Origin of the sequence: Pseudomonas sp. PDM13 (genome assembly GCF_025685765.1) — a bacterium.
GTDB classification, from domain to species: domain Bacteria; phylum Pseudomonadota; class Gammaproteobacteria; order Pseudomonadales; family Pseudomonadaceae; genus Metapseudomonas; species Metapseudomonas solani.
In genome coordinates this window covers 383662-406202 of record NZ_JAOTQU010000001.1, presented here as the reverse complement: position 1 = coordinate 406202, position 22541 = coordinate 383662, and the positions used below count along the sequence as shown (strand labels likewise).

The window sequence follows — 22541 nt, the reverse complement described above, 5'->3', positions numbered from 1 at the left end:
GTAGTGGCCGGGAACTCTAGCAAGGCCGCCGGCTCACTGCAGCAGGGCTCAACCGTTAAGGCAGTTACGTCCCTGCATCTTGGCCTTATAGAGGGCAGCGTCGGCGCGGGCGATGAGGTCCTGCAGGTCGTCCTTGGGTTGCATCTGGGTCAGGCCGATGGACACCGTGACCCCCGGCAGTATCCCCACCGGTGAATAGAAGGAGGGCACCTGCTCCAGGCTCTGGCGCAGGCGCTCGCCGATGTTGCGTGCTTCCTCCACCGCGATTTCCGGCAGCAGGATGACGAATTCCTCACCTCCGAAGCGGGCCATGCTGTCCTTCGGCCGCAACTGGTTGCGCAGGGTGTGGGCCACCAGGCAGAGGGCGTAGTCGCCGGCCAGGTGACCGTGGCGATCGTTGTAGGCCTTGAAGTGATCGACATCGAGCATCAGCAGGCACATGGGCTGGCCGTTGAAGGCGCAGCGGGTGTTTTCGCGCTCGTAGATATGTTCCAGCCAGCGCCGGTTGTAGAGCCCGGTGAGGGTGTCGACGTTGGCGTTCTGCTCGGTGTCGAGAATGATCCGGTTGCCCGTGCGCACCCGGTCGCAGAGCAGCTCCAGGAGGTTCTGCATCATCTGCGGTGACTGCTGGAACAGCTTCGACAGCGCCTCGCGGTGCAGGCGCAGTACGGTGCTCGGCTGGGTGGCGACCACGTAGGCGGAGGGGTGGTCGTTGTCGATGAAGCTGATTTCACCCGCGCAGTCGCCCGCTTCCAGGGTGGACATCGGCTGGTTGTCGAGGGAGCCCAGGTACACCTGCAACTGGCCATCGAGCAGCAGGTAGAGGTACTGGTTGCGGTTGAAGGGCGAGAGCAGGATCTCGCCTTTTTCCAGGTCGCAGGCGGCGAACTCCTGCAGGACCTGCTGCAGGCTGTTGGCGGCGACGTTCTGGAACAGTCGCTGGCGTTTGAGCAGCTGCAGATCGGCCTGCCAGTGCGCATTCTTCATGGGCTACATCTGACCTGGATAGCAACTAGGAAAACTTGGGGAGGTGGCATCGCAAAACACTCCATGTCTTTGCGTTGAAAACCGTTATCGACCTTATGCCCGCCCCCAACGGCTTTCAATGCTTGCCGCAAGGTAGGCCGACCAGTGGTTTGGAAAACCATAGCGCGTCACATTCCCGGCCAATGTTGTCGGACAATGTGCATTTCTGCGGAGGTGGTCTCGTTCGAGGCGGCGGCGAAGGCCCTGGAACGGGCCTTGCGGGGCGGCTCAGCCCCCGGCGCGATGCCGGGAGCTGCGTGCTTCAGAGGTGCGGGTGCAGCTCGTAGCGCACGGCGAAACCGGCCAGGCGCTGCTCCAGGTCGGCACGGCGGTTCTCGTGCAGGTCCGGCACCCGGATATGGGCCAGTTGACCGTGGCGGTCGTCGGCGCGCACTTCGACGCTCAGCCCCGGTGCCAGGGGCGCCAGGACATCTTCGAAGACCCGACGGATGGCGTCGTGGCGCAGGGTCGGCTTGAAGGTCTTGCCCACCGCGGTGACCGGCAACGCGTCGATGATCCACACGTCCTTGGGCACTGCCGCGCGTTCCGGCACATGGGCGCCGGCGTGGGCCAGCAGTTCGGCCTCGCTGGCCTGCATGCCGGGCTTGAGCTGGACGTAGGCCACCGGCAGTTCGCCGGCCTTCTCGTCGGGCTTGCCGACCGCGGCGGCCATGGCCACGGCGGGGTGGCCGTGCAGGGCTTCCTCGATCATCTGCGGGTCGATGTTGTGGCCGCCACGGATGATCAGGTCCTTGCTGCGCCCGGTGAGCCAGATGTAGCCGTCGGCGTCGATGCGGCCCAGGTCGCCGGTGTTGAACCAGTCGCCGTCCACCCAGATGCCGGCGTTCTTGCTGGCCTGCAGGTAGCCCTTGAACACGGTGATGCCGCGCAGGCAGACGTTGCCGATCTCGTTGGCCTGTGCATCGCGGAGGAAGCCGCCTTGCTCGTCCAGCACCTTGATCGCTACGTCGCAATAGGGCATGCGCAGGCCGATGGAGCCCGGGCGGCGCTCGCCCGCGCTGGGGTTGCCGCAGCTGCCGCAGGTGCCTTCGGTGAGGCCGTAGCCCTCGATCAGGGTGAGGCCGGTCTTGGCCTCGAACTGGCGGATCAGCTCCACCGGCATCGGCGCGGCGCCGCACAGGGCGTAGCGCAGGCTGGAGAGGTCGTGCCCTTCGCTGGGCACCTGCAGCAGGCCGGCATAGATAGTGGGCACGCCGCTGAAGAAGCTCACCTTGTAGCGCTCGATGATCTTCCAGAAGTTCTGGATCAGCGCGGTGTTGCGGTAGCCCTGGGGCGTGGCCAGCAGCACCTGGGCGCCGGCGAAGAACGGGGCGAGGCCGGTGACCATCACGCCGTTGACGTGGAACAGCGGCAGGCCGCAGAGGGTCACGTCACGGGGGCCGAGGTTGATGGTGTAGGCGAGGATCATCGCCATCGCCACCTCGTTGCGGTGCGTGTGCGGCGCCAGCTTGGGCGTACCGGTGGTACCGCCGGTGTGGAAGTAGGAGGCGATGTCGTCGGGGGCGATCACCCGGCCGCTTTCCAGGTGGTCGGCGGGGCAATCGGCGATCAGCTCGTCGAAGTCCAGCACGCCTTCCGGCAGGGCGCCGCGCTGGGCCTTGAGGCCGCTGCGCTGGGGGTCGGGCAGGTAGTTGGCCAGGTCGACCGTGACGATGGCCTTGAGGCCCGGCAGCTCATCGCGCAGGGACGCGACCTTGTCCCACAGGTCGGTGCCGGGGAAGGGCGCCAGGGTCACCAGCACTTCGGAATCCGAGGCGCGCACCAGTTCGGCGATGTGCTCGGGGTCGAGCAGCGGGTTGATGGCGTTGACGATGCCCGCCGCTTCGCCGCCCCACAGGGTGAAGTGGGTGTGCGGCAGGTTGGGCAGCAGGAAGGACACCGCCTTGCCCGGGCGCAGGCCCAGGCGGTGGAAGGCGTTGGCGGTGCGGGTGACCTGAGCCAGCAGCTCGGCGTAGCTCAGCTGCCAGGGCGCCTCGTCGGCGCTGCCCTGCATGAGGAAGGTCATGGCGATGGCGTCCGGCGTGCGCTGGGCGCTCTGGCGGATCAGCTCATAGGTGCTGTCCGGCATGCCGCGTTGCTGGAGCGAGACCTGTTCGATCAGCTCGATATCGCGCAGGGAGGTAATGGGCGGTACGGGAGTCTGGGTCATGGCCAATTCTTGTTGTGGGTGGGCGGATCAACGGGTCAGCCGAGCGCTCAGCCAGGCACCTATGTCGCGGATTTCCTCCGGCAGCACCTCGTGGCCCATCGGGTAGTCCTGCCACTGCACCGGAACGCCGGCGGCGGCGAGCTTGTCGTGTGCGGCGCGGCCCATGGCCAGCGGCACCACGTCGTCGAAGGTGCCATGCAGGCAGAAAACCGGCAGTTGTAGTTTTGTATCCGGCAGCGCCAGGGTGTCGCCGAAGGACGGCGCATAGGTGGACAGCGCCAGCACCCCACCCAGCGGACCTTCCCAGCGCAGCAGGCCGGTGTGCAGCACCACCGCGCCGCCCTGGGAGAAGCCGGCGAGGATGATGCGTGCCGGGTCGATGCCGGCATCGCGCTGGGCTTCGATCAGGGCGATCACGCTCTGCGCCGACTGTTCCAGCTGGGCCTGGTCGATGGCCCGGGCCGGGCTCATGGCGAGGATGTCGTACCAGGAAGGCATGGCGTAGCCGCCATTGATGGTGACGGCGCGGGTGGGGGCCTGGGGCAGGATGAAGCGGGCGCTGTCGAGCACCTCCTGCAGCGCTTCGGCCACCGGCAGGAAGTCGTAGCGGTCCGCCCCCAATCCGTGCAACCAGATGACGCACGCATCGGCCGACTGTGTGGGCTCCAGAATCAACGGATTACTCATGTGTGGCTCCAATTCGGGGCGCCCGCACCAAAGTGGTGCTGGCGCGAGGCGATGATGTGGTCTATCAGTGAAAAATATGTCGCACCAACAAAACTTTCCCTATTGACCTGTCGGAAGCGGCGTACAGGCACTGTGCTGGTACGGCCTTTGCTAACCAGCAGCAGACTTACAGACGGCTTGCGCGGCGGTAACACTTCGCAGGTCGCTCAACGGGTTGGGCGTCGATGCAGATCGACACCTTGCAAACGATCGCTGGCACGTTTTCTTCGTGAAGGTGGTCGAAAATCCGTCTCCAGCCCATTCGACCAATGGGCGAGGAAGAGGGCAGCTGGCGCGCGGAGCGGCGCCAACTAGACTTCTTCCTTAGGTCCGATTCCCCGGTTGACCGACGCCTCGCGCGGTTGAACCTGCCTCACGAGGGTACGGCGGTAGGACCGAGACTCCAACACAAAAAAAAGCAACTGGAGGTTTTGATGAAGATGGTGAAATCCACCCTGGCTGTGCTGACCGCGGCAGCTGTTCTCGGTGTCAGCGGCTTCGCTCAGGCGGGCGCCACCCTGGATGCGGTCAAGAAGAAAGGCTACGTGCAGTGCGGCATCAGTGACGGCCTCCCGGGCTTTTCCTACGCCGACTCCAAGGGCGAATACAAAGGTATCGACGTCGACATCTGCCGCGCTGTAGCAGCGGCCGTGTTCGGTGATGCGAGCAAGGTCAAGTTCAGCCCGCTCACCGCCAAGGAGCGCTTCACCGCGCTGCAGTCCGGCGAAGTGGACATCCTCTCCCGTAACACCACCTGGACCAGCTCCCGCGATGCGGCGATGGGCCTGAACTTCACCGGCGTGACCTACTACGACGGCCAGGGCTTCCTGGTGAACAAGAAGCTCGGCGTTTCCAGCGCCAAGGAACTCGATGGCGCCACCGTCTGCATCCAGGCCGGTACCACCACCGAGCTGAACCTGGCCGACTACTTCCGCGCCAACGGCCTGAAGTACACCCCCATCACCTATGACACCTCCGACGAGAGCGCCAAGTCGCTGGAATCCGGCCGTTGCGACGTGCTGACCTCCGACCAGTCGCAGCTGTACGCCCAGCGCATCAAGCTGGCCGCGCCGGACGAGTACGTGGTGCTGCCGGAAGTCATCTCCAAGGAACCCCTCGGCCCAGCCGTTCGCCAGGGTGACGAGGAGTGGTTCGACATCGTGCGCTGGAGCCTGTTCGCCCAGCTGAACGCTGAAGAGCTCGGCATCGACTCGAAGAACGTCGTGGAAACCGCCAAGTCCACCAAGAACCCGGACGTGGCCCGCCTGCTGGGCGCTGAAGGCGACTTCGGCAAGGATCTGAAGCTGCCGAAAGACTGGGCAGTGCAGATCGTCAAGCAAGTCGGCAACTACGCCGAAATCTTCGATCGCAACGTCGGTGCCGGCAGCGAGCTGAAGATCGAGCGCGGTCTCAACGCCCTGTGGAACAAGGGTGGTCTGCAGTACGCACCGCCGGTGCGCTGACCCACCACGCTGCCGCCCGCGGATGCGGGCGGTAGCGTCCAGTTCCAACCGACGAGGGCTGTCATGCAGAAAACTTCCCAAGCCCCGCGTGTCCGTGGATCGGTTCTGACCGACCCGCAGACGCGCGCGTGGCTATTCCAGATCATCGCCGTAGTCGCCGTCGTGGCGTTCGGCTGGTTCCTCTTCCACAACACCCAGGTCAACCTGGAAAAGCGCGGGATCATCTCCGGCTTCGGCTTCCTCGACCAGAGCGCCGGCTTCGGCATCTCCCAGCACCTGATCGACTACAAGGAGAGCGACACCTACGGGCGCGTCTTCTTCATCGGCCTGCTCAACACCCTGCTGGTGACCGTGGTCGGCATCATCCTGGCGACCGTTCTCGGCTTCATCCTCGGTATCGCCCGGCTGTCGCCCAACTGGCTGATCCGCAAGCTGGCGACCGTCTACATCGAGACCTTCCGCAACATCCCGCCGCTGCTGCAGATCTTCTTCTGGTACTTCGCCGTGATGCTGCCCATGCCCGGGCCGCGGCAGAGCATGAACTTCGGCGATACCTTCTTCATCAACAACCGCGGCCTGTACATGCCGTCGCCGAACATGGCCGAGGGCTTCTGGCCCTTCCTGATCGCCGTCATGGTGGCGCTGGTCGCCTGCGTGCTGGTGTGGCGTTGGGCCCGGGCGCGGCGCCATGCCACCGGCCAGCGCTTCCCGGTACTGCTGAGCTCCATCGCCCTGCTGGTGGTGCTGCCCAGCCTCGCCGCCCTGGTGATGGGCAGCCCCTTCCATTGGGAGGTGCCGCAACTGACCGGCTTCAACTTCCGCGGTGGCTGGGTAGTGATCCCCGAACTGATCGCGCTGATGCTGGCGCTGTCGATCTACACCGCCGCCTTCATCGGCGAGACGGTGCGGGCCGGCATCCAGTCGGTCAGCCACGGCCAGACCGAAGCGGCGCATTCCCTGGGCATTCGCCCCGGGCAGACGCTGCGCCTGGTCATCGTGCCCCAGGCCCTGCGGGTGATCATCCCGCCGCTCACCAGCCAGTACCTGAACCTGGCGAAGAACTCGTCCCTGGCGGCCGGTATCGGCTACCCGGACATGGTCTCGCTGTTCGCCGGTACCACGCTCAACCAGACCGGCCAGGCCATCGAGGTCATGGCCATCACCATGAGCGTCTACCTGGCCATCAGCATCAGCATTTCCCTGCTGATGAACTGGTACAACAAGCGCATCGCGCTGATCGAGCGGTGAGGGCACTGACATGACATCGCATACCTTCAAGCCCGACCAGCCGCCACCCAGCACAGTGGTGGGCCCGGTCGCCTGGCTGCGTCACAACCTGTTCGCCAGCCCGTTGCACGTGGTGCTCACCGCACTGTCGCTGTACCTGCTGTGGCTGATCATCCCGCCCATCCTCAACTGGGCCTTCATCCACGCCACCTGGAGCGGCAGCACCCGCGCCGACTGCACCGGCGAAGGCGCCTGCTGGGTGTTCATCCAGCAACGCTTCGGCCAGTTCATGTACGGCTTCTACCCCAGCGAGCTGCGCTGGCGGGTGGATGTCACCGTGTGGCTGGCGATCATCGGCGTGGCGCCGCTGTTCATCAAACGCACCCCGCACAAGGCCTTCTACGGCATCGGCTTCCTGGTGATCTACCCGCTGGTGGCCTTCTGGCTGCTGCACGGCGGCCTGGGTCTGCAGGAGGTGTCGACCAGCCGCTGGGGTGGCCTGATGCTGACCCTGGTGATCGCCTATGTCGGCATCGTCGGCGCGCTGCCCCTGGGCATCCTGCTGGCGCTGGGACGGCGTTCGAAACTGCCGGCGATCAAGGTCATCTGCGTGACCTTCATCGAGTTCTGGCGTGGCGTACCGCTGATCACCGTGCTGTTCATGTCTTCGGTGATGCTGCCGCTGTTCCTGCCCGAAGGCATGAACCTCGACAAGCTGCTGCGGGCGCTGGTGATGGTGATCTTCTTCGAGGCGGCCTATATCGCCGAAGTGGTCCGTGGCGGCCTGCAGGCCATCCCCAAGGGCCAGTACGAAGCCGCTGCCGGCCTCGGCCTGGGCTACTGGCGCAGCACCGCGCTGGTGATCCTGCCCCAGGCCCTGAAGATGGTCATCCCCGGCATCGTCAACACCTTCATCGCCCTGTTCAAGGACACCAGCCTGGTGATCATCATCGGCCTGTTCGACCTGCTCAACAGCATCAAGCAGGCGACCACCGACCCGAAATGGCTGGGCATGTCCACCGAAGGCTACGTATTCGCCGCCCTGGTCTACTGGATCTTCTGCTTCAGCATGTCGCGCTATTCCATGCGCCTCGAACAGAAGCTGAACACCGGGCACAAGCGTTAGGAGAGAGATTCGAATGAGTGAAGCCATCCAGAAAGACGCCGCTGCGCCGATCATCCAGCTGCAGGGCGTGAACAAGTGGTACGGGCAGTTCCACGTGCTCAAGGACATCAACCTGAACGTTCGGCAGGGCGAGCGCATCGTGCTTTGCGGCCCGTCCGGTTCCGGCAAGTCGACCACCATCCGCTGCATCAACCGCCTGGAAGAACACCAGCAGGGGCGGATCATCGTCGACGGCACCGAGCTGACCAACGACCTCAAGCAGATCGAGGCGATCCGCCGCGAGGTGGGCATGGTGTTCCAGCACTTCAACCTGTTCCCGCACCTCACCGTGCTGCAGAACTGCACCCTGGCACCCATGTGGGTGCGCAAGCTGCCCAAGCGCAAGGCCGAGGAAATCGCCATGCACTACCTGGAGCGCGTGCGCATCCCCGAGCAGGCCAACAAGTTCCCCGGCCAGCTCTCCGGTGGCCAGCAGCAGCGCGTGGCCATCGCCCGTGCCCTGTGCATGAAGCCGAAGATCATGCTGTTCGACGAACCCACCTCCGCCCTCGACCCCGAGATGGTGAAGGAAGTGCTCGACACCATGGTCGGCCTGGCCCAGGACGGCATGACCATGCTCTGCGTGACCCACGAGATGGGCTTCGCCCGCACCGTGGCGGACCGGGTGATCTTCATGGACAAGGGCGAGATCGTCGAAGAGAACGAACCCAACGCCTTCTTCGACAACCCGCAGAACGAGCGCACCAAGCTGTTCCTCGGGCAGATCCTGCACTGATCGCCAAGGCGATACGGAAAGGGGCCTTCGGGCCCCTTTTCATTTCTGGCGGGGGGATTTCTGGGGCAAAGCCCAGGCCTGGGTATTGATGGATTTCCGGTAGCACCACCGCATGGGTTTCGCTTCGCTCTACGCCATCCTACGAAAGCAATTGTGCGCATCGAGCAGGGCGGTGGTACGTCTTCTCGCTCAGCCGTAGCCCGGACTTCAGTCCGGGGATGCCGGCCACTCCGTTCCCGCGCTGAAGCACGGGCTACAGGGGCATAACGCGGATCACGCCTGCTCCCTTAAGCGCCGGCGGAAGGCTCCGGGTGTTTCGCCGCAGAGCTGCTTGAACAGTTTGGCGAAGGTGGCGCGGTCGCTGTAGCCCACCTGCTGCGCCACCTGCTCCAGGGAGCGGGAGGGGTTGCGCAGGGCGGACTGGGCGGCGGCGATGCGCAGGCGTTGCACGTAGTCGTTCGGGGTCAGGCCGGTGGCGGTGCGGAAGCGTCGCAGCAGGGTGCGGGTGGAGCAGTGGGCGCGTTCAGCCAGGCTTTTGAGATCGATGGGCTCGGCGTGGTGGCGCTGCATCCAGGCCAGCAGCGGGCCGAGCTGGGCGTCTCCCGGCACGTCCGGCAGCAGCGGGGTGAAGCGTGACTGGCGGCCGCGCTCGCGGTCGAACACCAGGGCACCGGCCACCCGTTGCGCCAGCCAGTCGCCGCCGTGCCAGGCGATCAGGTGCAGGCACAGGTCGAGCCCGGCCTGGGCGCCACCGGAGCAGAACAGGTTGCCGTCCTCGGTGAGCAGCTCATCGGGTTGCAGGCGCACCTGGGGGAAGCGCTGGCGGAAGGCCCCAGCCAGCGCCCAGTGGGTGGTGGCGCGGCGGCCATCGAGCAGGCCGGCGGCGCCGAGGAGGAAGGCGCTGCTGCACAGGCTGGCCACCTGCTGGGTGGCCGGGCGTCGTGCCAGCCAGTGCAAGAGTTCGGGATTGCCCTTGATGCTGCGCTCCACCGCGCTGCCGGTGGCCGGCAGCATCACCAGCTGGGCCTCGGCGGCCAGGGCCAGGTCGCCGTCGACGCGGATGCTGGCCATGCCCAGGTCCGCCGGCTGGCCGTCGCGGCTGACCCGCAGCACCTCGAACAGCGCCTCGCCCGCCAGGGTATTGGCCAGGCGGAAGGCGTCGTCGGCCATGGCCAGGCTGGAGCAGACCGTTTGCGGGCAGACCAGCAGGGCGATGCGGATCATCGGCGGTGTCTCGAGCAGGAAGGTGGCGATTATTGCCACAAAGATGGCGATGCAGCCAATCGCCGCCGGGCGGAAAGCCGTCGATACTCTCCTCATCCCAATCGCCACGAGCATCGCCATGAGCCATCCCAACGCTGCCCTCATCGAACGCTTCTATCGCGCCTTCCAGGTTCTGGACGCCGAAACCATGGCCGGCTGCTACGCCGCCGACGTGCGCTTCGCCGACCCGGTGTTCACCGACCTGCGCGGTGCCGAGGCGGCGGACATGTGGCGCATGCTGGCCAGCCGCGCCCAGGCCTTCTCCCTGACCTTCGACGGCGTCGAGGCCGATGAGCACGAAGGCCGTGCGCGCTGGGTCGCCACCTACCTGTTCAGCCAGACCGGGCGCACCGTGGTCAACCGCATCGAGGCGCGCTTCCGCTTCGACAACGGCCTGATCGTCGAGCACCGCGACAGCTTCGACCTGTGGCGCTGGGCCCGCCAGGCGCTGGGCGCCAAGGGCCTGCTGCTGGGCTGGCTGCCGCCGGTGCAGAACGCCATCCGCCAGCAGGCGGCCCGGGGCCTGGCGGCGTTCCGCGCCCAGCGCTGAAGCGGGCGGGGCGCGGCCCGATCATCGGCTGGTGGCTGCGCCGCGCAATTTTGCCTAAGCTCGCCGGCGACTCTCTTGCCGGTATCCATCATGATCAGGCTGTTCCAGTTTCCCGCCGGGTTCGATGTACCCAACGCCAGCCCCTTCTGCCTCAAGCTGGAGACCTTCCTGCGCCTGGCGCGCGTGCAGTACCAGGCGCAGACGCTGATGGACCCCCGGCGCGGCCCCAAGGGCAAGCTGCCCTACATCGACTTCGACGGCGAGCTGATCGCCGATACCGCGATCATCCAGCGGGTGCTCACCGAGCGCCTGCAACTCTCCCTGGACGACCACCTCGACGACGCCGGCCGTGGTCGCGCCCTGGCTGTCACCCGCGTCTGCGACGAGCACCTCTACTGGCTGCTGGTGTACTTCCGCTGGCTGGAGGAGGAGGGCTGGCAGCAGACCCGCCAGGCTTTCTTCGGCAACCTCGGGCCCGTGGCCCAGCGCCTGATCCCGGCGCTGGTACGACGCAAGATCCGCCGCGACCTGTTGGCCCAGGGCCTCGGCCGTCACGATCGCGAAGACCTGCTGGTGTTCGCCCGCGAGGACCTGCAAGGCCTCACCGACCTGCTCGGCACGAATGCCTTCTTCGGCGGCGAGCGCCCTTGCAGCGCCGACGCCTCCGCCTACGGGCTGCTGGCCAACCTGGTGCAGTGCACCCTGGAAACCCCGCTCAACCGCCTCGCCCGCGAGTACCCGCACCTGGTGGATTACTGCCAGCGCATGCGCGAGGTGGCCTGGGCATGAGCGAGGTTCCACCACCACGGCCCTGGTTCGTCTACCTGGTGCGCGCCGCCAATGGCGCGCTCTACTGCGGCATCAGCGACGACCCGCAACGCCGCTTCGCCCAGCACCAGAGCGGCAAGGGCGCGCGCTTCTTCCACTCCAGCCCGGCCCAGGCGCTGGTCTATATCGAAGAATGCCCGGGCAAGGGCGACGCCCTGCGCCGCGAGCGTGCCATCAAGAACCTGCGCAAGGCCGCCAAGGAAGCGCTGGCCAAGGCGTATATAGCTGCGGCTGATGGCACGCCATCAGCGCCAGCGGATAGGCCCTGAACCCCGGGGCGGCTAAGCTGCCCAGCCTGAACAAGAACGATACGGAGCCCGCCATGCACGAGTTGATCCTGCACCACTACCCGACATCCCCCTTCGCCGAGAAGGCGCGCCTGCTGCTGGGCTTCAAGCAGCTGTCCTGGCGTTCGGTGCACATTCCGCCGCTGATGCCCAAGCCGGACCTGATGCCCCTCACCGGCGGCTACCGCAAGACCCCGGTGCTGCAGATCGGCGCCGACATCTACTGCGACACCGCGCTGATCGCCCGTCGCCTGGAGGCGGAGAAGGCCGTGCCGGCACTGATCCCGGCGGGCCAGGAATTCAATGTGGCGAGCTTCTGCCACTGGGTGGATTCGGTGATCTTCCAGCACGCGGTGAGCCTGGTGTTCCAGCCCGAATCCATCGCCGTGCGCTTCGGCAAGCTGCCGCCGGAGGCGATCAAGGCCTTCATCGCCGACCGCGCCGGGCTGTTCAGCGGCGGCACCGCCGCGCGCCTGCCAGCCGAGGTGGCCAAGCACAACTGGCCGACCTTCATGGCGCGCCTGGAGCAGCAGCTGGGCCGCGAGGAGGGTGACTTCCTCTTCGGCGAGCCGAGCATGGCCGACTTCTCCCTGGCCCATTGCCTGTGGTTCCTCAAGGCCACGCCGATCACCGCGCCGCTGGTGGACGATTACCCGGCGGTCGCCGCCTGGCTGGGCCGCGTGCTCGGCTTTGGCCATGGTGCCTCCAGCGAGCTGAGCGCCGCCGAGGCCATCGAGATCGCCCGCGCCGCCGAACCCGCGGCGCTGCCGGATGAGCCCTTCTTCGACATCAACGGCTTCACCGCCGGGCAGAAGGTGGCCATCGCCGCCACTGACTATGGCGTCGACCCGGTGGAAGGCGAATTGGTGTTCGCCGGCCGCGAGGAGTTGATCCTGCGTCGCGAGGACGAGCGCGCCGGCGTGGTGCACGTGCACTTCCCCCGTATGGGCTTCCGCATCGAAGCGCGCTGATCCGCAGGCGCACAAAAAAGCCCGGCATCTAGCCGGGCTTTTTCGTTTACACCTTCGCTCAGTCCTTGCGGCGCTTGAGCTGGTCCTTCAGCTGGGTCGGGACCTGGCGGATGATCAGCATGTCGCGGCCTTCGTCGTATTCGATCTTCGAGCCCAGCAGGTGAGCCTCGAAGCTGATGGACAGGCCCTCGGCGCGGCCGGTGAAGCGCTGGAACTGGCTGAGGGTGCGCTTGTCCGGCGGGATTTCCGGCGACAGGCCGTAGTCCTTGTTGCGGATGTGCTCGTAGAAGGCGCGCGGGCGGTCTTCGTCGATCAGCCCGGACAGCTCCTGCAGGGTGATCGGCTCGCCCAGCTTGGCCTGGCTGCTGGCGTAGTCCACCAGGGTCTTGGTCTTCTCGCGGGCCTGTTCCTCGGCGAAGTCCTCGTGCTCGACGAAGTCGCTGAAGGCCTTGAGCAGGGTGCGGGTCTCGCTCGGCGCGTCGACGCCTTCCTGGCAGCCGATGAAGTCGCGGAAGTAATCCGAGACCTTCTTGCCGTTCTTGCCCTTGATGAAGGAGATGTATTGCTTCGACTGGGCGTTGTTGCGCCACTCGGAGATGTTGATGCGCGCCGCCAGGTGCAGCTGGCCCAGGTCCAGGTGGCGGGCCGGCGCCAGGTCCAGCGCGTCGGTGACGGTGACGCCTTCGCTGTGGTGCAGCAGGGCGATGGCCAGGTAGTCGGTCATGCCTTGCTGGTAATGGGCGAAGAGCACGTGGCCGCCGGTGGAGAGGTTGGACTCTTCCATCAGCTTCTGCAGGTGCGCCACGGCCTCGCGGCTGAAGGCGGTGAAGTCGCGGCCGCCTTCCATGTATTCCTTCAGCCAGCCGCTGAACGGGTAGGCGCCGGATTCCTCGTGGAACAGGCCCCAGGCCTTGCCTTGCTTGGCGTTGTAGCTTTCGTTGAGGTCGGCCAGCAGGTTTTCGATGGCCTTGGATTCGCCCAGCTCGCTGTCGCGTGCGTGGAGCACGGCGGCGCTGCCATCGGGCTTCTTGTCGATGAGGTGGACGATGCAGTGGCGGATCGGCATGGGCGTACCTGTGAAGCTGTGGATAAGGGCGCGCCGGTGGCTCGCCCGATAGGCCGCAGAGTTTACCTCAGCCTCGGCTGGGATGAGGGGCCTTGTGACCCGATCGCTTGTTGCCGGGCCCGCGCCTCCCTAAAGTGACGCCATTTCCGCTGCAATGACCAAGGATGGTTCCGATGTCCGGCCTGATCCTCGATACGCCCACCCATGCGCTCGATGCCGAGTTGATCCTTTCCCTCGAAGCCCTGGCCGATCGCGGCCTGTTCCTCCAGGCCCATGCCCGGGCTGCCGAGTTCGGCGACTACCGCCACTGGCGCGGAGCGGCCGCCATGGCGCTGGCCTCGCGCCTCGCCGGGCAACTGGGAGCCCCGCGCCTGGGGGATGCCCTGGCCTGGCTCGGCTACCGCCGCTACCCGGAGGCCGCCGAGTCGCGCCTGCGCTATGCCCGCTTCCTGCTCGCCCGCCGTGGCCAGTACCGCGCCTGGGAATTCCTCCAGCGCTTCGCCGACTGGCTGCCCGAAGAGCCCGGGCTGCGCGCCGAGTGGCTGTCGTTCCAGGGTTACCTGCGGGCGTTGCTGCGGGACTTCGGCCGCAGTGCCGAGCTGCACGATGCGGCCATGCAACTGGGCACCACCGACCCCTGGCTGCTGGTGGAGCGCTCCTACAGCCTGGAGCAGGAAGACCGCTACGCCGAAGCGCTGGACCTCTGCGAGCGCGCCCTGGCGATGCTCCCCGGCTTCCGCTCCGCGACCCTGCAGGCCGCCCAGCTCGAGCTGCAGCTGGGGCGCGAAGACGCCGCCCGCGCGCGCCTGCTGGACGGCACCCAACGGATGGAGAGCGCCGGGCTTTGCGCGCAATTGATCGACCTGCTGATCGAGCGGGGCGAACTGGATGAGGCCGAGCGCCTGATCGAGCGCTCCCTGGCGCTGGCGCTGCTGCTGGAGAAAGGCATGCGCGGCTGGTACGCCGGCCGTCGTTGCGACATCGCCTGCCTGCGCGGTGACCACGAGCAGGGCCGGGCACTGGCCCAGGAATCCCAGAGCCCCTTCTACACCCTGGTCGCCGAGCGCCTGGCCGAGCCCAAGGGCGGTCGCGTCCTGCTGCCGGTGACCTTTATCCGCCAGCACCACATGACCTGCGTCCCCGCCACCCTGACCGCGCTGTCCACCTACTGGGGCCGCCCGGTGGCGCACCTGGAGGTGGCCGAGGAGATCTGCTACGACGGCACCTCCTACCAGGCCGAGCGGGCCTGGGCCGAGCGCAATGGCTGGCTGGTGCGCGAGTTCACCGTGGACTGGGCCACCAGCCGCGCGCTGATCGACCGGGGCCTGCCCTTCACCCTGTCGCTGCAATACACCGGCAGCGGCCACCTGCAGGCGGTGGTGGGCTATGACGAGCCCCGTGGCACCGTGCTCATCCGCGACCCCGGCCAGGCGCAGTTCGGCGAGAGCATCGCCGAGGGCCTGTACGAGACCCAGCGTGCGTCCGGGCCCCGTGGCCTGCTCCTGCTGCCCCCCGAGGAAGCCCATCGCCTGGACGGCCTGGAGCTGCCGGAGCATGCGACCTGGGACCTCTACTACCGCCTGGTCAGCGCCCTGGAAGTGCACGACCGCGAAGCCGCTCTGGCCGCCTTCGAGGCCCTGCGCGAGCACGCGCCCGAACACCGCCTGACCCTCCAGGGCCAGCGCGCCCTGGGCTGGTACGACGGCCGCGAGGCCCAGGTGCTGGAGGCCACCGAAGCGTTGCTCGAACGTTTCCCCGATGACGCCAACCTGATCCTTTCCAAGTCCACGTCCCTGGCCCAGTTGCATGCCCGCGAGCAGCAGCTGGACTGGCTCGCCGGCCACTGCCAGGCGCGCTGGAGCGATGCCGGCATCCTGGTGCGCTACACCGGCCTGCTGGTGGAGGACGGCAGCCAGCTGGAAACCGCGCGGCAGCTGCTGGGCCGTGCCCTGCGCCAGGCCCCGGGGCATGCCCAGGCCTGGAACGAGCTGGCCAGCCTGCGCTGGAACGAAGGCAGCCGCGAGCAGGCCTGCGAGCTGTACCGCATCGCCGCCTGCCTGCACGACACCAACGAGGGCTACAGCAGCCAGTACTTCCGCGCCCTGCGCTGCCTGGGCCGCACCGAGGCGGGGCTGGAATTCCTGCGCCAGCGCCAGGCACGCCTCGGCGCCCTGGCTGCCGGCCCGACCCTGACCCTCTGCGAGTTCATCGAGGAACTCTCCGACCCGCTGCAATGCCGGCAGATTCTCGAGCAGGCCGTGGAACGCCGCCCCCAGGACCCGGCCCTGCTGCTCAACCTTGCCGACTTCTACGGCCGCCATGGCGAGCTGGAACTGAACGAGGCGATGCTGCGCCGCGCCGAGCCGGTGAGCCGCCGCGGCACCTGGCTGCGCGCCGCCGTGCTGCACAGCCAGCGCAGCGATGGCGACCCGCAGCGCGCCCTGGCCTGGTGCCGCGAAGCGGTGGAGCTGGACCCGCTGAACATGAGCCTGCACCGCATGCAGGTGCAGCTGCTGCGCCAGAGCGCCGGTGAAGAGGCGGTGGACGAGTACGTCACCGCACTGGCCGAGCGCTTCCCCCATCACTGCGGCATCGCCGAGCTGGCGGTGGAGCGCGCCCAGCGCCACTCCCTGGAGGATACCGAAGCGGCCCTGCGCCGGCTGCTGGCCAGCCACCCGGAATACGCCTGGGCGATCCGTGAGCTGGCGGTGACCCTGGCGCGTCTGGGCCGCCATGAGGAAGCCCTGGAATTCTGCGAGCTGGCCCGGCGCACCGACCCGCGCAGCTCCAGCAGCTATTCCACCCGGGGCTTCGTGCAGCTCCAGGCTGGCCAGCGCGAGGCCGCCCGTGAGGCCTTCCGTGAGGCGCTGGAGCGGTCCGCCGATAACGATTACGCCGGCAACATGCTGCTGGAAACCTGCACCGACCAGGCCGAAGCCCTGGACAGCCTCGACTTCATCCATCGCCAGTTGGTGGCCCAGGTGACCTTCGGCGACGGCTGGCTCGCCTACCCGGACCAGGCGCGCCGACTGCTGGAACCGCAGGTGTTGCTGGAGCAGTTGAGCGAGGCCCTGCAACAGCGCCCCGACCTCTGGCAGCTGTGGGTGGTGGTCGCCGCCCAGCAGGCCGAGATGGGGCAGGTGGAGCAGGCCGAGACCCTGCTGCAATCGGCCATCGAGCGCTTCCCGCTGATGCCGCGCCTGGCCCTGGAACGGGCCCAGCTGCAGAGCAACCAGAAGCAGTACGCCGAGTGCCGCGAGACCCTGCGCGGGAGCTTCCGCATCAACCCGCTGTGGACGCGCAGCGTGCGCCTCTACGTCGAAAGCCTGCTGGACGAGGGCACAGACCTGGAGGAGGCCGAAAGCCTGCTGCGCAGCGTGCTCGCCCGCACCCCCGACAACACCGAACTGCGTGCCTACCTGGGCTATGTGCTGGGCGAGCGCGACAACCCGGCCGAAGGCGTCATCGAGGCGGAGAAGGTGCTGCGCGAGGAGCCCGGCAACGGCTGGGTCTGGAACCAGCTGCGCCGCTACAGCGCCGCCCTGGAAACGCCCGGGCGCCCCCTGGAACTGGCCCGCGAGCTGACGCGCCTGCGCGCCGGCGACCCTGATGCCTGGCTGGCCCTGGCCGAACAGGAGGAAGGCTTCGAGGCGAAGGAGCCGGCCCTGCGCCGTGCCCTGGAGCTGAACCCGCGTCACCGCAGCGCCAACACCCAGCTGGCCGAAGGGCTGCTGGAAGCCCAGCGCTACGACGAATTGCGCCAGCTGCTGGCGGCACCCTGCTGGGGCGGCGGAACGCCACCCGAACTGGCGCTGTTCGGCCCCCGCGCCACCCGCCAGGAGCAGGACCTGCCCAGCGCCATGGCCGAGATGCGCCAGTTGCTGGAGCGTCAACCGGCCTTCTTCGAAGGGTGGCGCACCCTGGCCGATTGGCAGGACGACGCCGGTGAATACGCCGCCTACGTGGAGTCGGCCCGGGAGATGGTGCGCCTGGAACCCCGGCAGGCCATCGCCCACGGCTTCCTCGGCCACGCGCTGTGGCTCGACGGCAAGGGCGAAGAGGCGCTGCCGTCCTTCAGCCGCGCCTACCAGCTGGACGCCTGCTACACCTTCGCCGGCCTCCACGAGTTCGACCTGCTGCTCAAGCACGGTACGGGAGAGGCTACGCGGGAGGTGCTGGAGCGGCTGCTGGATGCATCGAGCCAGCCTGCGGTGCTGATCCGAGCCCTGCGTTTCGCCGTGCCCCGGAGCGATCAGGCGCTCAAGCGCCGGGTGCTGGAGCCCCTGTGCCGCGATAGTGGCTGCATCGATGCCTGGGGCGAGGTGCTGAAGATCCTCGAGCGGCCGGAGCAGGACAAGGACCTGCAGGAAACCCTCGACGCCGGTGTCGCCGATGGCTCCCTGCACCATGGCGCGGCGCTGCAATGGCTGCGCCGCGAGGATGCCCGCTGGATGCCCGGCTCGCTGTGGAAGGGTTTCCTGCGCCTGCTGGAGAACGACCCGCAGCATGCCGGCAAGCACGCCATGCTGGAGCTGCTGGCCAACCGCAAGAACGCCAACCGGCTGCTGGTGGATGCCCTCGAAGCCTGTCGCGAGACGATCCGCAGCGATGGCGTGATCTGGGGGATGGCCAGCTACGCGATGGTCAACCAGGAACGCTACGAAATGATGTTCGACTGGCTCGCCGACTGGGAACAGCACCCGGAAGCGCCGGCCTGGGGCCTGGACAACCTGGCGCTGGGCATGCGTGCGCGCAAGCTGGACGCGCGTGCGGCGGCGGTGTCGCGGCTGTCCCTGGAGCGCGACCCGCAGAACCACGATGCGATGGTCTGGCTGGGCTTCGATGCCGCCATGGCCGGCGACATGGCGGCCCTGGATGCCTGGCTGGAGCGCTTGCAGGGGGCGGAGCCGCGGCCCTTCTTCCGTTGCATGCAGCACCTGCTGGAAGGCGTCGCCGCCGCGGCTCACGCCGGCGACAGCCAGGTCGCGGTGGCGCCTTTCCGCACCGCCCGCGCCGTGGCCAAGGGCAGCGAGCACGGCTCCTACTGGCGCCTGCGCCGGCATCTGGCCAAGGCCCTGGCCTTCGGCCCGACGACGCCGCGCTGGCTGGCGCCGGTGCGCTACCTGCAACTGCGCTTCTGAGGCCCGTTCAGGCCTCGCTTTCGCGGCTCCTGGCCTTCAGCGCCTGGAGCCGCTCGATCACGTAGCGCAGGTGCACGTGCAGGTCGTACAGCTCGTTGGAGTAGGAGAGCGGCACGTCCACCTTGGCCAGTTGGTCTTCCAGTTCCTCCAGCTTGCCGATCTCGCCGTCCAGCTCCTCGCGCAGGGTGCCGGCGTCCAGCTTGCGGTCGATCTCGCGCAGGTACTTGTACCAGCGGTAGATGCGCGCACGGATGCGCCAGCGGTACACCGGGCCCACCGCCTTGAACAGCGGGAACATCACCACCAGCAGCGGGATCAGCAGGATGATGTAGCGGTCGGCCAGGGAGGCGATGCGGAAGGGCAGGTAGCGCTGCAGGATCGGCAGGCCGTTCTTGTAGTAGTAGGCGGCCTCGTCCAGCGTCGACAGGGTCATCGGCTGGGCGGCGGGGTAGCGCCCGGCGGGGTCGAGCAGGCTGCCGTTCTTCATCACTTCGCGGGCGGCTTCGAGGATCAGCGGGGTCAGCGAGGGGTGGAATTCGTCGTTGGCCACCAGGGTCGCCACCGGGCCCAGGGTGAGGATGTCCCGCGAGGGGCTGTTGCTGGCGAGGTTGAGCAGGCCTTCACCCACGTCGAGCTTGGTCAGGTAGGGCAGGCGCGCACGGTAGGCGGCGCTGCGGCGCAGGCTGACCAGGTCCAGCTCGCTGCGTGTGGCCAGGCGCTGCACCACGGCGTTCTCCGCCGGGCCGACGAAGAAGGCGGCATCCAGCTCGCCGGCGATCAGCGCATCGGCACCCCGGGTGCCGCTGAACTCCTGCCAGTTCTGCGGGTACTGTTCCGGGCCGATCTGGTTGGCCTGCAGCAGGGCCGAGGCGATGGCACGGGTGCCGCTGTTGGGTGTGCCGATGGCCACCCGCAGCTGCAGCAGGTCGCCCATGCTGTCGATGTCCACGTCCTTGCGTTTGAACAGCCACAGGGGCTCCTGGTACATCACCCCGAGCCCATGCAGGCGCTTGCGTTCGCGCGGCTCCAGGGTCAGTTCCTGGCCGCTCTGCACCAGGGCCATCTGCACCTCGCCGCGTTGCAGCTTGCCGAGGTTGTCCAGGGAGCCGGCGCTGGGCACCAGCTCCAGGGTGAAGCCCTGGCGCGCCAGTTCCTCCTTGAGCTTTTCGCCGAACAGGGCGTAGCCGCCGTTGGCGCCGCCGGTGGCCAGGGTGGCGTGCATGGGCGGCGGCGGGGCGACGAAATAGAACACCGCGCCCACCAGCGCGGCCACCACGGGCACGGTCCAGAGGTTGGCCAGCAGCATGATCTTCAGGTCTTTCAGGAACCTTGGCATGGGAGTCCTTGGGGCTTGGAGTTGAGGGGAAGGATAGCCACTGACGCAGCGGCGGTTGCCTCCCGGTGCCGGTAAATGACAAGGTGGCCGCCTTCCCGTTCCCCGCGACAAGTGACAGACCCCCATGCGCATCCTGCACAGCTCCGACTGGCATCTCGGCCAGCACTTCATGGGCAAGACCCGCCAGGCCGAACACCAGGCCTTCTGTGCCTGGCTGCTGGAACGGGTGCAGGAACACCGGGTGGACGCGTTGCTGGTGGCGGGCGATGTGTTCGACACCGGTGCGCCGCCGAGCTACGCCCGCGAGCAGTACAACCGCTTCGTCATCGAGCTGCGCGACGCCGGTGCGCAACTGGTGGTGCTGGGCGGCAACCATGATTCGCCCGCCATGCTCGGCGAGAGCCAGGGTCTGCTGGCAGCCCTGGGCACCCGCGTGGTGCCGGGTGTCGCCGCCGACCCGCAGGACCAGGTCCTGGTGCTACGCGGCCCTGATGGCGAGCCGGGCGCGGTGCTCTGCGCCATCCCCTTCGTGCGGGCCCGCGACGTGCTGCAAAGCCAGGCCGGGCAGAGCGCGGCGGACAAGCAGCTGTCCCTGCAGCAGGCCATCCAGGCCCATTACGCGCAGCTGTTCGAATTGGCCGAGCGGCGCCGGGACGAACTGGGTGGCGGGCTGCCGATAATCGCCACCGGCCACCTGACCACGGTCGGCGCCAGCGCCAGCGAGTCGGTGCGGGAAATCTACGTCGGCGCGCTGGAGGCCTTCCCCACCAGCGCCTTCCCTCCGGCCGCCTACATCGCCCTGGGACATATCCACAGGCCGCAGAAGGTCGGCGGCCTGGAGCACATCCGCTACAGCGGCTCGCCCATCCCGCTGTCCTTCGACGAGGCCGGCCAGGCCAAGGAAGTGCTGCTGGTGGAGCTGGACGGGGAGGGCCTGCGCAGCGTCACGCCCCTGCCGGTGCCCTGTTTCCAGCCCCTGGCCAGCGTGCGTGGCTCCCTGGGCGAACTGGGCGGCGCCATTGCCGAGCAGGCCCGTCGGGGCACGCCCGAGCGCCCCGTCTGGCTGGAAGTGCAGGTGGGCACCGACGACTACCTGAGCGATTTGCAGGGCCGCGTCGCCGCCCTGTGCGAAGGCCTGCCGGTTGAAGTGCTGCGCCTGCGCCGCGAGCGCGCCGGCCAGGCGCCCGGCCTTCTGGGCGCTGCCCGGGAGACCCTGGACGAGCTGAGTGCCGAGGATGTGTTCACACGCCGCCTGGAGCTGGAGCAGCTGGACGACGATCAGGCCCGTCGGCTGCAAGACCTGCACCGCGAGGTGCTGAACGAAGTGCGCGCCGAACGGAGCTGACTCCGGCACCGGTTATGCATCCTGAGAAAAGATGGCGATTTGCCGTCAATTTCACGGCCCTGGACTGGAGCCATTCCTGCCCGGGCCGATAAAGGGCCGACGATGTCCACTCAGGGGGCGCTGGGGTGAGGTTGATCGAAGAGCTGAAACAGGCCATGGACCCGCTCCAGGGCGTGCAGGAATGCGTTCGCGAAGAGTTCGCCGACTGGTACCGGCAGGCCAAGGTGCCGCAGATCCGTTACGTGGCGTACCTGACCGTGGTCCTGTACTTCATCTACGCCGTCACCGAATGGAACGTGGCTGCGGACCAGCCGGGCCTGCGGATGTTCATCCATGGCGTGCTGGTCTCGGCTGCGCTGCTGAGCGTGGCGGTGATGAGCTATCGCCCCACGCTGTACCGGCCGATGCTGGCGCTGCTGATCGGGGCGCCCATCGGCGCGGTGGTCGCCAACCTCTACTTCAATTTCCCCGGTGAGCAGGCCGCCTACTTCGCGCCGGAAATCTACCTCAACCTGATGTGGACCTTCGCCATCTCCGGGCTGACCTTGCGCCAGGCGCTGTTCACCGCCAGTACCTCCACCGCCATCCTCCTGGTCGTGACCCTGGAGCAGTCGCTGCAACCGGGGCCGGGGCGCCTGCACTTCGTCTGGATACTGGCGTCCTTCTCCTTCGGCCTGCTCAGTGCCTTCCTCCTGGAGAAGGCCCACAAGACCATGTTCCTCGACCAGCGCCGGCTGGCCCTGAACGCCAGTGTCGACGGCCTCACCGGGTTGTGGAACCGCGTGCGGATCGACCAGTTCTTTGCCGAGGAAATCGCCCGCGCCGAGCGCTACGGCACGCCCTTCGCGGTGATTCTGATGGACATCGACCACTTCAAGAGCGTCAACGACACCCACGGGCATGGCGTCGGTGATGTGGTGCTGCGCCAGTTTGCCGCCCTGCTGCGCGACAACGTACGCGCAGCCGACAAGGTGGGTCGCCTGGGGGGCGAGGAGTTCCTCATCGTGCTGCCGGAGATCGACGCCGAGCAGGCGCTGATCGCCGCGCGCACCCTGCAGGAGCGCATCAGCGGTTTCGACTTCGACGTGGTGTGCCGCAAGACCGCGAGCTTCGGCGTCACCCAGTACCGTGGCGACGCCAACACCCTGGGCATGCTGGAACGGGTGGATCGCGCCCTGTACCGGGCCAAGGCCAACGGCCGCAACCGCATCGAGGTGCTCTGAGGCGCAGCGGGCCTGCAC

Annotated in this window: 17 protein-coding genes; 11 read left to right on the top strand and 6 right to left on the bottom strand. The window is 67.5% G+C overall.

From position 1 onward, the window contains the following. Window positions 1–48: 48 nt before the first annotated feature. From OEJ36_RS01885 to OEJ36_RS01875, 3 genes are all read right to left on the bottom strand, one after another. Window positions 49–987: a GGDEF domain-containing protein gene (locus OEJ36_RS01885; protein ID WP_021220887.1), complete on the bottom strand. Its 939-nt coding sequence runs from the start codon at window positions 985–987 to the stop codon at window positions 49–51. Window positions 988–1288: 301 nt separating this feature from the next. Continuing rightward, a complete protein-coding gene (locus OEJ36_RS01880) occupies window positions 1289–3196 on the bottom strand; it encodes an acyl-CoA synthetase (protein WP_263400156.1) in 1908 nt (635 codons plus the stop codon). Window positions 3197–3223: 27 nt separating this feature from the next. Further along, a complete protein-coding gene (locus OEJ36_RS01875) occupies window positions 3224–3883 on the bottom strand; it encodes an alpha/beta hydrolase (protein WP_263400155.1) in 660 nt (219 codons plus the stop codon). Between the two features lie 473 nt (window positions 3884–4356). On the opposite strand from OEJ36_RS01875, the gene OEJ36_RS01870 reads away from it, so the two are divergent. The 4 genes from OEJ36_RS01870 to OEJ36_RS01855 all read left to right on the top strand — a co-directional run bounded on the left by OEJ36_RS01870 (window position 4357) and on the right by OEJ36_RS01855 (window position 8513). Further along, window positions 4357–5385 (top strand): amino acid ABC transporter substrate-binding protein, encoded by a 1029-nt coding sequence (locus tag OEJ36_RS01870; protein WP_263400154.1) that lies wholly within the window; start codon window positions 4357–4359, stop codon window positions 5383–5385. A gap of 63 nt (window positions 5386–5448) precedes the next feature. Beyond that, window positions 5449–6633 (top strand): amino acid ABC transporter permease, encoded by a 1185-nt coding sequence (locus tag OEJ36_RS01865; protein ID WP_263400153.1) that lies wholly within the window; start codon window positions 5449–5451, stop codon window positions 6631–6633. A gap of 10 nt (window positions 6634–6643) precedes the next feature. After that, the gene (locus OEJ36_RS01860; RefSeq protein WP_021220882.1) at window positions 6644–7738 is read left to right on the top strand and encodes an amino acid ABC transporter permease; all 1095 of its coding nucleotides are present in this window, start codon (window positions 6644–6646) and stop codon (window positions 7736–7738) included. Between the two features lie 13 nt (window positions 7739–7751). Continuing rightward, window positions 7752–8513, top strand: coding sequence for an amino acid ABC transporter ATP-binding protein (locus OEJ36_RS01855; RefSeq protein WP_021220881.1), 762 nt, complete (start codon window positions 7752–7754; stop codon window positions 8511–8513). A 273-nt stretch (window positions 8514–8786) separates the two neighbouring features. Here OEJ36_RS01855 and OEJ36_RS01850 read toward each other — a convergent pair whose 3' ends face one another. Next, window positions 8787–9737 carry a GlxA family transcriptional regulator gene (locus OEJ36_RS01850; protein ID WP_263400171.1) on the bottom strand — a complete coding sequence of 317 codons (951 nt, stop codon included), beginning with the start codon at window positions 9735–9737 and terminating at the stop codon, window positions 8787–8789. 118 nt (window positions 9738–9855) lie between these two features. Here OEJ36_RS01850 and OEJ36_RS01845 point away from each other — a divergent pair, with 118 nt between their 5' ends. From OEJ36_RS01845 to OEJ36_RS01830, 4 genes are all read left to right on the top strand, one after another. Continuing rightward, complete coding sequence (locus tag OEJ36_RS01845; RefSeq protein ID WP_184487480.1) at window positions 9856–10326, top strand: nuclear transport factor 2 family protein; 471 nt, start codon at window positions 9856–9858, stop codon at window positions 10324–10326. A 90-nt stretch (window positions 10327–10416) separates the two neighbouring features. Further along, entirely contained in the window at window positions 10417–11115 is a 699-nt protein-coding gene (locus OEJ36_RS01840) for a glutathione S-transferase family protein (protein WP_263400152.1), read from the top strand. Then, complete coding sequence (locus OEJ36_RS01835) at window positions 11112–11423, top strand: GIY-YIG nuclease family protein (RefSeq protein ID WP_263400151.1); 312 nt, start codon at window positions 11112–11114, stop codon at window positions 11421–11423. The genes OEJ36_RS01840 and OEJ36_RS01835 overlap by 4 nt, the downstream gene beginning before the upstream one ends. A gap of 53 nt (window positions 11424–11476) precedes the next feature. Continuing rightward, window positions 11477–12412: a glutathione S-transferase family protein gene (locus OEJ36_RS01830; RefSeq protein ID WP_263400150.1), complete on the top strand. Its 936-nt coding sequence runs from the start codon at window positions 11477–11479 to the stop codon at window positions 12410–12412. A gap of 58 nt (window positions 12413–12470) precedes the next feature. Here the strand turns inward: OEJ36_RS01830 and yejK are convergent, their stop codons facing one another. Continuing rightward, complete coding sequence (gene yejK, locus OEJ36_RS01825) at window positions 12471–13478, bottom strand: nucleoid-associated protein YejK (protein ID WP_263400149.1); 1008 nt, start codon at window positions 13476–13478, stop codon at window positions 12471–12473. 173 nt (window positions 13479–13651) lie between these two features. Here yejK and OEJ36_RS01820 point away from each other — a divergent pair, with 173 nt between their 5' ends. Next, window positions 13652–18619, top strand: coding sequence for a tetratricopeptide repeat protein (locus OEJ36_RS01820; protein WP_263400148.1), 4968 nt, complete (start codon window positions 13652–13654; stop codon window positions 18617–18619). A 7-nt stretch (window positions 18620–18626) separates the two neighbouring features. Here OEJ36_RS01820 and OEJ36_RS01815 read toward each other — a convergent pair whose 3' ends face one another. Further along, window positions 18627–19955 carry a TAXI family TRAP transporter solute-binding subunit gene (locus OEJ36_RS01815; protein ID WP_263400147.1) on the bottom strand — a complete coding sequence of 443 codons (1329 nt, stop codon included), beginning with the start codon at window positions 19953–19955 and terminating at the stop codon, window positions 18627–18629. 124 nt (window positions 19956–20079) lie between these two features. Here OEJ36_RS01815 and sbcD point away from each other — a divergent pair, with 124 nt between their 5' ends. Next, complete coding sequence (gene sbcD / locus OEJ36_RS01810; protein ID WP_263400146.1) at window positions 20080–21300, top strand: exonuclease subunit SbcD; 1221 nt, start codon at window positions 20080–20082, stop codon at window positions 21298–21300. A 125-nt stretch (window positions 21301–21425) separates the two neighbouring features. Next, window positions 21426–22523 (top strand): sensor domain-containing diguanylate cyclase, encoded by a 1098-nt coding sequence (locus OEJ36_RS01805; RefSeq protein ID WP_263400145.1) that lies wholly within the window; start codon window positions 21426–21428, stop codon window positions 22521–22523. Window positions 22524–22541: the final 18 nt, after the last annotated feature.